This is a genomic window from Blautia sp. HCP3S3_D9, assembly GCF_052063845.1.
GTDB lineage: Bacteria > Bacillota > Clostridia > Lachnospirales > Lachnospiraceae > Blautia_A.
Map to the genome: position 1 here is coordinate 1 of NZ_JBQHWS010000095.1, position 13953 is coordinate 13953.

Below are 13953 nucleotides of genomic sequence, written 5' to 3' on the forward strand. Positions count from 1 at the left end.
TATGCGATTAGCATAAATTCTGTGCATCGCGAAGCGTGTTACTGGGCACGGAGTGAACAGTAACATGATATTGTCAGTGAACATCACTTTATAATATCCCAGATACTAACGTTCAGGGAGGATAGCATGTTATTTTCAGAACAGTTCGAACAGACCGAGAAAACCGGATATTTAAATGAGGAATTTCGTCTTTTTCATATTAAGGATCAGACAAAGAAAGAGTTTGCCTACCACTATCATGATTTTCACAAAGTTGTGATTTTTATTTCCGGAAAGGCGGCTTATCATATAGAGGGAAAATCTTATCATCTAAAGCCCTGGGATATTCTTTTGGTGAACCGTCATGCGATTCACCGCCCGGAGATTGATCCTTCTGTTCCGTATGAACGTTTCATTCTGTGGATCCAGAATGACATTCCCTGGCAGGAATTGTTAAAATGTTTCCAGAAGGCAAATGACAGAAGCTATAACCTGATACGTCTGAACTCTGCTCTTCAGGAAAAGATGAAAGATATTCTGTTTGAGCTGGAAAATTCTGCAAAATCCGATGGCTACGGAAAAAATATCCTGACGCAGTCACTGTTTCTCCAGTTTATGGTTTATCTGAATCGTATTTTTCTGGAAAAGCAGTATATTTTTGATAAAAAATCCTATACTTTTGACTCGCAGATTGCCAGTATCCTTCAATATATCAATCACAATCTGAAAGAAGATCTGTCTGTCGAAACTCTTGCTTCCAGATATTATGTAAGCAAGTACCACCTGATGCGGAAGTTTAAGGAAGAAACCGGATATACCCTTCATAATTATATTGTAAATAAACGTTTGCTCATGGCGCGTACCCTGATTTCTGAGGGAATGCCCGTAACAAAAGCAGCACAGGAAAGCGGTTTTGCAGAATATAGCACCTTTTCCCGGGCGTACCGTAAACAGTTCAAAACTACTCCAAGCGAAGAATCGCCTCATTAACCAATACAGGCTTCCCTTTTTACTGCCATGCCAGACATCTAATCATTCTGCTTCATTTAACAAAAAAGATGTGACCGTATCCGAAAGAACGTTTTCATCCAGATATAGTCACATCTTTTTATTTTCTCAATTCATGCTTATAAAAGCATCTTCTTCAAATTTTCTCAGGACGGGCTTATTTCATTTTCTTTTTTGCCACTGCACAGTAGAATACAAATCCCAGCAATACCAGTGCTACGATCATCCATCCAACTAATGCTGCAGTTCCCAGACCTGCAAATTTATCATAGTAACCTTTCAGATAAATAACGATAATGATCGCAGGAATTCCGTAGGATACATAGCCTTTGAGGGATTTCGGGAATTTCATTCCAGTACCGGCATTTGCTTCTGCAATGAAGTTATTCCATCCCCATCCATTCTTTCTGGTACAGAACAGAAGGTATCCAAGACTTCCCAGAGGAAGAAGGTTATTGGAAACAATAAAGTCCTCCAGATCCATGATGTTGCTTCCGTCACCAAATGGCTGGAATCCGGAAAGTACATTGAATCCAAGTACACATGGAATGCTCAGGATCACTACCAGAATCGCACATACAACAACGCTCTTCTTACGGTTCCATCTAAACAGTTCCATATTAAATACGATCAGGTTCTCAAATACAGCAATGATCGTAGAAATTGCCGCAAATGTCAGGAACAGGAAGAATAAACTTCCCCATAAAGCTCCGCCGCTCATCTGTGCAAAAATATTCGGCAGAGTGATAAAAATAAGACTCGGGCCTGCATCTGGCTGGATTCCGTAGGAGAAACATGCCGGGATAATGATAAATCCGGCTGTCAGAGCTACAAATGTATCCAGTACAGTGATACTTACTGCCTCACCTGTCAGGCTTCTGGATTTGTCTAGATAACTTCCGAAGATCAGCATCGCACCGATACCAATGGATAATGTAAAGAATGACTGGCTTAATGCAGCAAATACAACATTTCCAATGCCTGCATCTTTAATCTTCTGAAAATCAGGAACCAGATAGAAACGGATTCCCTCTCCTGCTCCATCCATCATAACAGAGTGAACTGCCAGGATTACCATAATGATCAGCAGTGCGCTCATCATTACTTTGGAAATCTTTTCGATACCATTCTGCAGACCCATGAAGCAGACTGCAAAACCGATGATACAGATAATTACCATCCAAAGCATCATTGTTGGCGCATTTCCAAGCATATCAGAAAAGGACTGTGTTACCATCTCCGGAGTTGCCCCAACGAAATCTCCGCGCAGACTCTTTACACAATAATAAAGCATCCATCCACCTACTGTTGTGTAGAACATCATTAACATGTAACATCCAATGATACCAATGGATTTCAGCGGCTTCCAGCAGGTTCCTGCAGGTGCCAGTTTGTCGAAGCATTTCGCAACGCTTGTGTGGCTTCCACGTCCCACTGCGAATTCAGATACCAGAACCGGAATACCAAGGATTACGAGGAAACATAAGTAGATCAGGATAAAAGCTGCACCTCCATATGCCCCGCAGATATACGGGAACTTCCATACGTTTCCAATACCGATGGCACATCCTGCTGATACCAGGATGAAACCAAGCCGTGAGCTAAACGACTCTCTTTTCATACTTTTTTCCCCCTTTTAGGTTTTATAATTGTCATCGTTCATAAAGTGATCCCACCTTCTATATTGTACAGCCCACTTTCTGCCCGGCAACGTACTTCATAAGGCATAAAATTCCACTGAAGCCTTACATCATTTAAAGCAGAGTTACTGCATCAGACTAATATGTCAATTCAACGCATTAACGTATTTCCGTGCACGATAAAAGGGCTTCTTAGTTGAGCCCTTTTATCTTATCAGCAGTTCTGTTCTGCTTTCACTATTCTCTTTTCAAAAATCATCCAAAACAATCTCAGGCTTTGTTCTTACGTCCGCAGCACTGTTTGTATTTCTTACCACTTCCGCATGGACACGGATCGTTCGGATATACTTTGATTTCTTTTCTCTGAACTGGTTTCTTAACGGAACTGTCATCCTTGTTGGTTCCGGTAACTTTGGCAACCTGCTCACGTTCAATCTTCTGCTCTACATGTACATGGTACAGCATACGAAGTGTATCTTCCTGGATAGATGTGATCATGCTGTTGAACATATCAAATGCACTCATCTTGTACTCAACAACCGGGTCTCTCTGTCCGTATGCAGCAAGTCCGATACCCTGACGGAGGATTTCCATATCATCAATGTGATCCATCCACTTGCTGTCGATGCATTTCAAAAGTACAACACGCTCTAATTCACGAAGCTGTTCCGGTTCAGGGAACTCTGCCTCTTTTGCTTCATAGAGTTTCACTGCTTCTTCTTTTAGTTCATGCTTGATCTCATCGCGTTTCTTACCTTTTACACTCTCAAGTGTAAGTGGCTTAACCGGAATGATCGGAAGAAGGACACCGTTAAATTCATTCAGATCCCACTCTTCAGAATCTACATCATCTGAGAAGCACATATCTACATAAGTATCTACAGTATCCTGAATCATCTTGTAGATTGCTTCACGCATGTTCTCACCATCGAGAACCTGACGACGCTCTTTATAGATGATCTCACGCTGTTCATTGTTAACCTGGTCATAGTCAAGAAGATTCTTACGAATACCGAAGTTGTTGAACTCGATCTTCTCCTGTGCTTTCTCGATCGCATTGGAAAGCATCTTATGTTCGATTTGCTCATTCTCAGCAACACCAAGAGATGTGAAGATCTTCATCAGTCTCTCAGAACCGAACAGACGCATCAGGTCATCCTCAAGGGAAATGTAGAAACGGGATTCACCCGGGTCTCCCTGACGACCGGAACGTCCACGGAGCTGATTATCGATACGTCTGGATTCGTGACGCTCTGTACCAATGATCATCAGACCACCGGCCTCTCTGGACACATCATCCAGCTTGATATCAGTACCACGACCTGCCATGTTAGTAGCGATCGTAACTGCACCTGCACGACCTGCCTGTGCTACAATCTCAGCTTCAAGTTCATGGAACTTAGCATTCAATACATTATGTTTGATTCCCTGCTTCTTCAGCATACGGCTGATAAGTTCAGAAGTTTCAATTGTAATTGTACCAACCAGTACTGGCTGCTGTTTTGCATGAGCTTCCACTACAGCATTAACAACTGCGTTGAATTTCTCTTTCTTTGTCATATAAACAGCATCTTCATGGTCAACACGGATTACCGGTTTGTTAGTCGGAATCTCAACAACGTCCATTGCATAGATATCACGGAACTCTTTCTCCTCTGTGATAGCTGTACCGGTCATACCGCCCTTCTTGTCATATTTATTAAAGAAGTTCTGGAATGTGATTGTTGCCAGAGTCTTGCTCTCACGTTTGATCTTAACATGCTCTTTTGCTTCGATTGCCTGATGAAGACCGTCTGAATAACGCCGTCCCGGCATAATACGTCCGGTAAACTCATCAACGATAAGGATCTCATCATCCTTAACTACGTAATCCTGATCCTTGTGCATCAGGTTATGGGCACGAAGTGCAAGAGTAATATTGTGCTGGATCTCCAGGTTTTCCGGATCTGCCAGGTTCTCGATATGGAAGAATTTCTCTACCTTATGAACACCCTGCTCAGTAAGGTTTACGATCTTATCTTTCTCATTTACAACGAAATCACCTGTCTCGATAACTTCCTCACCCATGATGGCTGCCATTTTGGTCATCTCATGGCTGGCTTCACCACGCTCTAACTGCTGAGCAAGGATATCGCAGGCTTCATATAATTTGGTAGACTTTCCACTCTGTCCGGAAATGATCAGAGGTGTACGCGCCTCATCGATCAGAATGGAGTCGACCTCATCAATGATACAGTAGTGCAAATCTCTCTGTACCAGCTGTTCTTTATAGATAACCATGTTGTCACGCAGATAATCGAAACCAAGTTCGTTATTGGTAACATAAGTAATATCACAGTTATATGCAGCACGACGTTCGTCCTGCTTCATGTCATTTAAAACAACACCAACTGTCAGACCAAGGAATTCGTGGATCTGTCCCATTTCCTCGGAATCTCGTTTAGCCAGGTAATCGTTGACTGTAACGATGTGAACACCTTTACCCTCCAGAGCATTTAAGTATGCCGGAAGTGTAGCAACAAGTGTTTTACCTTCACCTGTTCTCATCTCTGCGATACGGCCCTGGTGAAGAATGATACCACCGATGAGCTGTACACGGAAATGTTCCATTCCAAGAACACGCTTGCCGGCTTCACGTACAACCGCAAATGCCTCAGGAAGCAGATCATCCAGTGTCTCTCCCTCTTCAAGACGTTTCTTAAATTCTCTTGTTTTTCCTCTAAGTTCCTCGTCACTTAATTTCTGCATGTCCGGGCGCAGGCTTTCGATTTTCTCAACCAGAGGCATGATACGCTTAACCTCTCGCTGGCTGCGGCTCCCGAATATTTTTGAAAACACATTCATATTAGGTTTAACTCCTGTTATCTCTTTATATTATCTGTTACCAGTATAAACATTTTCTTTATACACAATGTTACTGTTCACTTTGTTCTCAGTAACTGCACAATACTTATCTATTCTAACACTTTCCTATATGGAAAACAATGAATTTTTCTTGAACAAAGAAAGAAATTTGTTGGCATTTATAAACTTTTTGTATAGTTTTTATTATACACGCTTTGTCTCAATGATCAGTTTTCCAAATTTATGCAGTTCTTTTTCTGCCTGTGTGAAATTCGGTAAGTGCCACTCCCAGTTCGGAGATCCGATGGTTCCCGGTGTATTGATATGGCCTTCTTTTCCAAGTCCAAGAATATCTGCAAGCGGGATAATTGCATATTCTGCCTGATTCTGCAGGGTATACTTCAGGAATCTTTCTTTCATGGATCCATAAGATGCGCCTGCTTTCTTCAGCATACGGCGGACTTTTCTTCTGGCTGCAGTACTCATGCCATTGTACCACTGCATAATGGTGTCATTGTCGTGAGTTCCTGTATAAAAGATCATATTTTCCACATCATGGAAGGTATCACGGGCATATTTCCCACTTGTATCCACAGAGAAGATAAGGATTTTCATACCTTTCAGATGGTAATGATCTTTCAGTACCAGAACTTCCGGACGAAGCAGTCCCAGATCCTCTGCCACCAGATTCAGTCCCGGAATCTCTTTCTTTAATGTGTCAATTACTTCATATCCCGGCGCTTCGATCCATTCGCCGTCAATGGCTGTCGGGCATGTTGCAGGAATTTTCCAGTATGTATCAAATGCCCGAAAATGATCGATTCGGATGATGTCAAACAACTTATTGCTGTAACCAATTCTGTTTACCCAGAACTGATAATTCTGTTCTTTCATATGATCCCAGTCATAAATCGGATTTCCCCATCTCTGTCCTGTTGCGCTGAAATAATCCGGCGGTACTCCTGCGATGAAGATCGGACGTCCATCTGTATCCAATAAGAAATTATCTTTTCCGCCCCATACATCTACAGAATCCTGACCTACATAGAACGGAACATCTCCCATGATCTCAATTCCTGCTTCATTTGCAGCTTTCTTCACATTCATCCACTGTGTATAGAAAATATACTGAAGGAACATCTGATACTGTGCTTCTGCCTCTGTCTCTGCCAGTAATTCATGCCTGTTCTCCGGCCAGTTTCTGTCTTCTTCTGCCCAGTCATTCCAACAGTCTCCATTGTTTGCTTTCTTCAGAGCACGGAATACTCCGTATTCATACACCCAGTCCTGTGAAACAAATTCCTTATATGCAGGCTCTTCCTGTCCGTTCTTCTCCTGAAATGCTGCAAATGCTTCTCTCAGATACGGTTCTCTGTACTGGCGGACAGCATCATAATCAACCCTCTTTGCATTCTGTAAAAATGCTTCCGGTGCTTCTTTCAAAAGCCCATCCTCTGCAAGCTTATCCAGGCTGATATATAATTCATCTCCTGCGCAGGAGGAATATGGCTGGTATGGTGAATTTCCATATCCTACCGGGTTCAGCGGAAGGATCTGCCATATTTTGACATGGTTCTTCTTTAATAATTCTATAAAGTGAAATGCTGACTCTCCAAGTTCTCCGGCACCTACTCTGGACGGAAGTGCGGAAACTGGCATTAATACTCCGGCTTTTCTCATAGCATTCTGTTCCTTCTTTCTTCAAGACTTTCGTAACTGTTCAGTAGACTGCTGAACAGTTACAGATTTTCTAATATTCTACCATATTTCAGGTAGTACGTCAAAATTCAAGCAGGAAAAAGCAATATAAAACAGCCAGATGTGAAACACTACTGTTTTTCATGTTTCACATCTGGCTGAAATTTTGTTTCTATATATTACTTCTTCTCCGGCACTATTTTCGCTGCGATCAGACAAAGAATAACCGTGATCACCATATCCGGCAGTGTATTTCCTACCGGCATATCAATATTCATAAGAATACGATACACCACAAATCCGATCACCCAGATGATCATATTCGGAATATGTACTGCCCGGCTGCTTTTATCCAAGTCCAGAATAAAGAAATCTGCAATCTGAATAGCGATCATTGGTGCAAATACAGAACCAATCAGATACAGAAAATCTGTAATATTATCCATCGGATATACGATTGCTGCAATGGTTCCAATAACGGTTACTACAATCGCCACATGTTTTCCATTCCATTTACTTACGATGGTCTCACTGGAAATACCTGCAGAATAAGCATCCAGAAATGTAGTTGTCACTGTTGAGAACACAATGATCAAAAGTCCTGCAATTCCCAGGCCTGCTTTTAACATAATCTGCGCAATATCATACTCTCCGGTAATAATCGCAGCGCCCATTCCAATCACATACATCCAGCAGCTCACAAGCCCGTATGTCACTGCACTGACTGCTGTTGCTTTCACAGGCTTTTCCGCTTCTCTTGTGTAGTCACTGATCAGCGGAAGCCAGGATAACGGCATGGCAACGCCAAGTTCTACTGCTGCTCCGAATGTCATACTGTCATCAGCAGCTACACCTGCACCGCCTCCGGTAAAAATCACCTTACAGAGGATCAATGTCAGGATAAACAAAGCTGCCATGGCAACCGTATTGATCTTTCCAAGATTTGTAATTCCAATGACGATCCAGAGGATGATCAGTGCTCCGATGACCAGACACCAGATCCAGCGTCCTGTATTTACCACCCCGTCTGCTGCCAGTGCACCGTCATAAATCATAATGGCAGTCCAGCCAACAAGCTGAAGCACATTCAAAACAGCAAACAGAATACTTCCTTTCTGTCCAAAGCTCATTTTTACAGTTTCCATGGCGCTCTTTCTGACTTTACCGCCGATCACACCTGCCAGAAACAGCATCAGGCAGCCGATGATATGTCCCACAATAATTGCTGCCAGACCTTTTCCCATGCCAAGCGGTGCCAGGTAAGTTCCTGTCAGGATTTCTGCTATAGAAACTCCCGCTCCAAACCAGATCAGTCCGTTTTCAAATAAGCCGGTTCTTTTCGTTTCCATGAGACTTATACCTCCCCGGCTTCTTTCTTATATTCTCCTGTGATCGCAAATCCATGATCCATCGGGCCGCTGCCTTTTCCCAGATCCAGCATTGCTGCCAGCGCACCTGAAATGTAGTCTTTCGCACGTTCTACAGCTCTATCCATATCAAATCCTTTCGCAAGATTAGATGCAATAGCGCTGGAAAGAGTACAGCCAGTTCCATGGGTATTTGGATTATCAATGCGTTTTCCCTCAAACCAGCGATAGGAACCATTTCTGTAGAGGAGATCATTGGCATCATTTAACTTATGTCCTCCTTTACAGAGAACTGCGCAATGGTATCTGTCACTGATTTTCTTTGCTGCCTCTATCATATCCTCTGCTGTATGGATTTCCATTTCTGCCAGAACCTCTGCCTCCGGAATATTCGGAGTCAACACACTTGCAATAGGAAGTAACCGCTGTTTTAAAGTCCCGATAGCTTCATCACTGATCAGCTTTGCTCCGCTTGTTGCCACCATAACCGGGTCAACTACAATATTCTTTGCTTTATATTCCTCCAGTTTATCTGCAATCTTCTCGATCAAAACACCAGAAGATACCATTCCGATCTTTACTGCGTCCGGATAAATATCTGTAAAAATATTGTCCAGTTCCTCTCCCAGAAACTCCGATGTCACTTCCATGATCGCCGTCACCCCTGTGGTATTCTGTGCTGTCAGTGCCGTAATCGCACTCATGGCATAAACGCCGTTTGCAAGCATTGTCTTAATATCTGCCTGGATCCCTGCTCCACCGCTGGAATCACTTCCTGCAATCGTTACTGCTGTTTTCATTTTCTGTTTACTCCTCTTTTCATCTCTCTACAAATAGCATTACTGTTTTCATCCCATCCACTGTACGTAGAAAATTTATGCTAACATGCTTCCACCATTTTCGCGGTAGCTTCTTTCAGCTCTTCTGCTGCTTTTTTTATGTCCGGCTTCGCAAAAATAGCACAGATAACTGCAATTCCACAAAGTCCACATCCTGCCAATTCCTGTACGTTATCTTTTGAAATACCACCGATCGCAATGACCGGAATATCCACTGCTTCACAGATAGCTTTCACTGTTTCGTGATCTACTTCCACTGCATCATCCTTGGAACTGGTTGGAAATACTGCACCTACCCCCAGATAATCTGCACCGCGTTCCTGAGCGAGAAGTGCCTGTTCTACAGTCTGGGCAGATACTCCGACAATCTTATCTTTTCCAAGTTTTGCACGGACATCTCCGGCTTCCATATCACTCTGTCCTACATGAACACCGTCTGCACCAACTTCCAGTGCAAGTTCCACATCATCATCCAGCACAAACGGAACCTGATATTTCGCACAAAGTTCTTTCAGTTCCTTTGCCTCTTTAAGAAAAGTCTCATGATCCAGATGTTTCTCACGAAGCTGTACAAATGTTGCTCCACCCTCCAGTGCTTTCTCAACCTGACTGTAAAGAGTTTCACCATTTAACCAACTTCTGTCTGTCACTGCATAAAGCAGTAAATCTTTCTTATCGCACTTCATATTTCGCACCCTCATCTAACTGTTCTTTTGTCATATTATAAATTGCATCAATGATCCTGTTTCTGTAAGTAGAATTGCCGTCACCTTTCTGCATATAACTCCATCCGATTTCTCCTGCAAGTCCCATTGCGCCGACTGCTGCAGCTGCTGCTTCTAACTTCTGTTCTGGGTTTGCGACAAGATATGCTGTCATAAGACCGGATAACTGGCATCCTGTTCCTGTGATCCTTCCCATTTCCGGACGGCCATTACGGATCACATAGCATTTCTCTCCGTCACTGACAAGGTCGATCGCTCCTGTTATGGCAACAATGCTTCCTGATTTCTCTGCAAATTTCTTTGCAAATGCAACTGCTTCATCCAGATTCTCTTCTGACACTGCGTCAGCTACATCTGCATCAACGCCCTTGGTTGTACCACTTCCTGCTGCCAGTGTCTTAACTTCTGAAATATTTCCACGGATCACATTAAGCTTTAACTCCTGCATCAGCTTCACTGCTGTATTTGTTCGAAGAGAACTTGCTCCGGCACCAACTGGATCCAGCAGAACTACATGTCCCAATTCATTAGCCTTATGCCCTGCTTTCAGCATTCCTTCGATTGTTCTCACATTCAGAGTTCCGATATTGATATTCAGCCCTCCGCAGATTGCTGTAATTTCCTCTACATCCTGCGGCTCATCTGACATGATCGGGCTTGCCCCGCTCGCAAGGATTACATTTGCCACATCATTTACTGTGACATAATTAGTGATATTGTGGACAAGAGGTTCTCTTTCTCTGACATTCTGTAAACATGTACCCAGCATAATTCTTATCTCCTTTTCGTCGTTTTTAATGACACCTGAAAGACTTCGGAAAAACGGCATAAAAAAACAAATATACCTGTTTGATATATCTGCTCAAATTCACGTTTGTATTTATACTTACGTATCCATTCCCTACGTTGGCATTATCCAAATCAGGTTTGCAGGTCTGGGCATTCATCCCACTCTCAGCCTGCTTGATACGCAAGCTCCCTGTTGTTCATTATTTTGTTGTTCATTACTCTTTTCTTCTTTATTATACATAATATTCAGATTTTGGCAAGTTTTTTATAACGTAAAAAGAATTTTAATCTGCTCTCAATTTATTTTTTGACATAAAAAAACTTCCGTGCAGAAGTTTTTTTATTCCGCACGGAAGTTCTTTTGTTGTTGTTATGAAAACTTTTCTTATGGCCTTTTATGTTCTGATAAGGTTTAGAGCGTGTTCTAGAGCGTATTTGAAAAATCATTCCCACAATCTGCACACCCCACTTTACGGTGTATTTTGTCCGAATTCGGTTGTCGTATTAGAATTCTGGTTCAATTAAACCGTAAGTATTACCTTTACGTTTGTAGACTACGTTTACCTGCTCGGTCTCTGCATTATAGAATACAAAGAAGTTATGTCCAAGAAGTTCCATCTGTACGCATGCATCTTCCGGATACATTGGTTTAATCCCGAATTTCTTGGTACGGATGATCTTAACATCTTCATCTTCATCATAATCTTTATCCAGATATGCTTTCTGGAAGTTTGCAGCTGCCTGCTGTTTGTCTACAATTTTATTTTTGTACTTGCGAAGCTGACGTTCAATGACTTCTTCAACCAGATCGATTGATACATACATGTCATTGCTTACCTGTTCGGAACGGATAATGTTTCCTTTTACAGGGATTGTTACTTCGATTTTCTGTCTTTCTTTTTCAACACTTAAAGTTACTACAACTTCGGTGTCAGGAGTGAAATACCTTTCCAGTTTACTGAGCTTGTCCTGGACCGCTGTCTTAAGACCTTCTGTAACTGTAATATTCTTTCCGCTGATGATAAATTTCATGCTTCCATCCCCTTTGCTGTTTGATGAATCTATTATAACACACCTTTTTGAATTTTAACACTATTTTATTAAAATTTCACATTTTTTCTGTTTACTTCAGGAATAGAAGAGGAATTCTTGTCCTATTATGTCGAAATTTGGCAACTATTCAGTAGTCTATTATCCTGTATCTCATTGCCAGATGCATTTTTTACGTTCACCGCGCGGGATATTATCAGTGAACAGTAAAATTTTTATCACTGATTCAGACATTAAGCCTCTACTCATAATCAAAGTAATGAACTTCGAGTCAAACGGATATTCTCAATTGAAGCATAGGAGTTACTTGATTCGATTAAAGTTTAATTAGCTCAGCAAAAGGAATACTGCCTCCAAAGAGATCCAGTGCACTTCCCACTGTAACATCCAGTCTGTTTTTTCCATAAGTACGCAGATCTTCGATATCAGCCATAGAGCCAACACCACCCGCATAGGTGACTGGATTTCCCTTATATTCCCCAAGCAGAGCTGCCAGTTCAGTCTCTACACCATGTGCTTTGCCTTCCACATCAACTGCATGTACCAGAAACTCATCACAGTAGCTTCCCAGCTCTTCCATTACTTCCAGAGTCACTGTAACATCCGTAAATTTCTGCCAGCGATCTGTCACGATATAATATTTTCCGTCTTTCTTACGGCAACTCAGGTCAAGGACCAGATTCTCCTTTCCTGCCGCTTCTTTCATCTTATTCAGATTCTCCCAGGAAATCTTTCCATCTTTAAACACATAGGATGTGACGATCACATGGCTTGCCCCTGCATCCAGATATTCTCCGGCATTCTGCGGATTCACACCGCCACCGATCTGCAACCCCTTAGGGTAAGCGCCCAGTGCAAGGAGTGCCTGTGCTTTCGTTGCTTCATAATAAGGAGAATCCAGACTGTTCAGCAGGATTACATGACCGCCTTTTATACCAGCTTTCTTATACAGTTCTGCATAAAATGCTGCATCCTGCTCAGACACAAAATTCTCTTTTGCCTGGTCCTGTACATCTGTAAGGCTTCCTCCAACAATCTGTTTCACTTTTCCATTATGTATATCAATGCATGGCCTGAATTTCATTATAAATAACCTCCATATAGCGATTCCTTTTAGACTTTACTTTGATAATACCATAAATCGTTGCAAATATCCTGCCTTTTTTCTCAAATATAGAGACTGCTGCACCTGTTATCGTCTATCTGCAAGCAGTCTCTCTGACTTTTTGTTATTTTTCCTTATCTTCCTTCTGCCGCATTTCCGATTGCATCACCCACGTCTTCTACCGCATCTCCAACTCCATCTCCGAGATCTCTTACTCCATTTCCAAGTGCTCCTGAAGCAGTGCCATTGTTATCCGTATTATCTGTCATTCCATCTTCTGCTGCCCCGTTGCCTGTGCCCTCTTCCACTACCGTTCCATTATCTGTGGAAATTTCAGCATTGCCATCTGTATTCGTATTATTGTCCGTACTTGCATTATTCCCTGTGTTATCAGCTGCAGTATTATTTTTATTATCATCTGTAGCATTATTGTTATCCGCAGCATTGTCAGCATCGTCCATTCCATTATCTTCAGTAATGTTTCCATCTTCAGTTGTATCTACTTCATCTGCCGCATTGTCAGCGTTTCCACATGCTGTAAACATACATAAGGACATGATCAGTACTGCACTCACAAGAATTTTTTTCGCTTTTTTTCTCATATTCGTCTCCTGTTCCCGGAAAGCAATCCGCCGGTTCTCGGGCAGAATCCCTCCGCTTTGTCATATTATAATTTTATGTTATATGATGCTGACAGCAGAGTCATTTTCAGTTGTTCAGCTTCTGCTGTCATTGTATTTTTAATATGTGCATAAAACGTAATACTATTCTGGAAAAAATTTACTTTTCATGCTATGATTCTAGTACATCGAAAATTAAGTATCTGCTATATTGACGCAGGATGATTTTCTCATATGCAAGGCGGAGGAATGAGGCGTAGCGGTGGCTACGGCGATTGACGACAACGCG

The 13953-nt window shown here is 42.1% G+C and carries 11 protein-coding genes, 2 pseudogenes and 1 riboswitch; of the genes and pseudogenes, 2 read left to right on the plus strand and 11 right to left on the minus strand.

What is annotated here, in order from left to right; all coding sequences use genetic code 11:
- Positions 1–126 precede the first annotated feature (126 nt).
- The gene (locus tag ACTNES_RS15120) at positions 127–969 is read left to right on the plus strand and encodes a helix-turn-helix domain-containing protein (RefSeq protein WP_291805452.1); all 843 of its coding nucleotides are present in this window, start codon (positions 127–129) and stop codon (positions 967–969) included.
- Positions 970–1144: 175 nt separating this feature from the next.
- On the opposite strand, the gene ACTNES_RS15125 is transcribed toward ACTNES_RS15120, so the two are convergent.
- From ACTNES_RS15125 to ACTNES_RS15160, 8 genes and pseudogenes are all read right to left on the minus strand, one after another.
- The gene (locus ACTNES_RS15125; RefSeq protein WP_441039970.1) at positions 1145–2608 is read right to left on the minus strand and encodes a sodium-dependent transporter; all 1464 of its coding nucleotides are present in this window, start codon (positions 2606–2608) and stop codon (positions 1145–1147) included.
- A gap of 289 nt (positions 2609–2897) precedes the next feature.
- Positions 2898–5471 (minus strand): preprotein translocase subunit SecA, encoded by a 2574-nt coding sequence (secA, locus tag ACTNES_RS15130; RefSeq protein ID WP_291805458.1) that lies wholly within the window; start codon positions 5469–5471, stop codon positions 2898–2900.
- 204 nt (positions 5472–5675) lie between these two features.
- Positions 5676–7166 (minus strand): annotated as a pseudogene (gene malQ / locus ACTNES_RS15135) (4-alpha-glucanotransferase); the annotation flags it as partial.
- 182 nt (positions 7167–7348) lie between these two features.
- Positions 7349–8518, minus strand: coding sequence for a putative hydroxymethylpyrimidine transporter CytX (gene cytX / locus ACTNES_RS15140; protein ID WP_291805461.1), 1170 nt, complete (start codon positions 8516–8518; stop codon positions 7349–7351).
- Between the two features lie 5 nt (positions 8519–8523).
- A complete protein-coding gene (gene thiD, locus ACTNES_RS15145) occupies positions 8524–9336 on the minus strand; it encodes a bifunctional hydroxymethylpyrimidine kinase/phosphomethylpyrimidine kinase (RefSeq protein ID WP_291805464.1) in 813 nt (270 codons plus the stop codon).
- Positions 9337–9416: 80 nt separating this feature from the next.
- Positions 9417–10061, minus strand: coding sequence for a thiamine phosphate synthase (gene thiE / locus ACTNES_RS15150; protein WP_441039973.1), 645 nt, complete (start codon positions 10059–10061; stop codon positions 9417–9419).
- Positions 10048–10869: a hydroxyethylthiazole kinase gene (thiM, locus tag ACTNES_RS15155; RefSeq protein WP_291814504.1), complete on the minus strand. Its 822-nt coding sequence runs from the start codon at positions 10867–10869 to the stop codon at positions 10048–10050. Before thiM ends, thiE begins: the two co-directional genes overlap by 14 nt.
- Positions 10870–10981: 112 nt before the next feature.
- Positions 10982–11092: riboswitch (TPP riboswitch) on the minus strand.
- 97 nt (positions 11093–11189) lie between these two features.
- Entirely contained in the window at positions 11190–11381 is a 192-nt protein-coding gene (locus ACTNES_RS15160) for a DUF6783 domain-containing protein (protein ID WP_441039978.1), read from the minus strand.
- Between ACTNES_RS15160 and ACTNES_RS15165 the strand changes: the two are divergent.
- Positions 11358–11414 (plus strand): annotated as a pseudogene (locus ACTNES_RS15165) (hypothetical protein); the annotation flags it as partial. The gene ACTNES_RS15160 and the pseudogene ACTNES_RS15165 overlap by 24 nt on opposite strands.
- Here the strand turns inward: ACTNES_RS15165 and hpf are convergent.
- From hpf to ACTNES_RS15180, 3 genes are all read right to left on the minus strand, one after another.
- The gene (gene hpf / locus ACTNES_RS15170; RefSeq protein ID WP_216459996.1) at positions 11394–11921 is read right to left on the minus strand and encodes a ribosome hibernation-promoting factor, HPF/YfiA family; all 528 of its coding nucleotides are present in this window, start codon (positions 11919–11921) and stop codon (positions 11394–11396) included. The pseudogene ACTNES_RS15165 and the gene hpf overlap by 21 nt on opposite strands.
- 334 nt (positions 11922–12255) lie before the next feature.
- Complete coding sequence (gene hisA, locus ACTNES_RS15175) at positions 12256–13023, minus strand: phosphoribosylformimino-5-aminoimidazole carboxamide ribotide isomerase (RefSeq protein WP_216459995.1); 768 nt, start codon at positions 13021–13023, stop codon at positions 12256–12258.
- A gap of 155 nt (positions 13024–13178) precedes the next feature.
- Positions 13179–13646 carry a hypothetical protein gene (locus tag ACTNES_RS15180; RefSeq protein ID WP_441039976.1) on the minus strand — a complete coding sequence of 156 codons (468 nt, stop codon included), beginning with the start codon at positions 13644–13646 and terminating at the stop codon, positions 13179–13181.
- Between the last annotated feature and the right edge of the window lie 307 nt (positions 13647–13953).

Excerpts from the sequence above, each read along its gene's own strand:
- thiD (WP_291805464.1), bottom strand. The coding sequence starts at position 9,336 with ATGAAAACAGCAGTAACGATTGCAGGAAGTGATTCCAGCGGTGGAGCA.
- hpf (WP_216459996.1), bottom strand. The coding sequence starts at position 11,921 with ATGAAATTTATCATCAGCGGAAAGAATATTACAGTTACAGAAGGTCTT.
- thiM (WP_291814504.1), bottom strand. The coding sequence starts at position 10,869 with ATGCTGGGTACATGTTTACAGAATGTCAGAGAAAGAGAACCTCTTGTC.
- ACTNES_RS15120 (WP_291805452.1), top strand. The coding sequence starts at position 127 with ATGTTATTTTCAGAACAGTTCGAACAGACCGAGAAAACCGGATATTTA.
- hisA (WP_216459995.1), bottom strand. The coding sequence starts at position 13,023 with ATGAAATTCAGGCCATGCATTGATATACATAATGGAAAAGTGAAACAG.
- cytX (WP_291805461.1), bottom strand. The coding sequence starts at position 8,518 with ATGGAAACGAAAAGAACCGGCTTATTTGAAAACGGACTGATCTGGTTT.
- ACTNES_RS15125 (WP_441039970.1), bottom strand. The coding sequence starts at position 2,608 with ATGAAAAGAGAGTCGTTTAGCTCACGGCTTGGTTTCATCCTGGTATCA.
- secA (WP_291805458.1), bottom strand. The coding sequence starts at position 5,471 with ATGAATGTGTTTTCAAAAATATTCGGGAGCCGCAGCCAGCGAGAGGTT.
- ACTNES_RS15180 (WP_441039976.1), bottom strand. The coding sequence starts at position 13,646 with ATGAGAAAAAAAGCGAAAAAAATTCTTGTGAGTGCAGTACTGATCATG.
- thiE (WP_441039973.1), bottom strand. The coding sequence starts at position 10,061 with ATGAAGTGCGATAAGAAAGATTTACTGCTTTATGCAGTGACAGACAGA.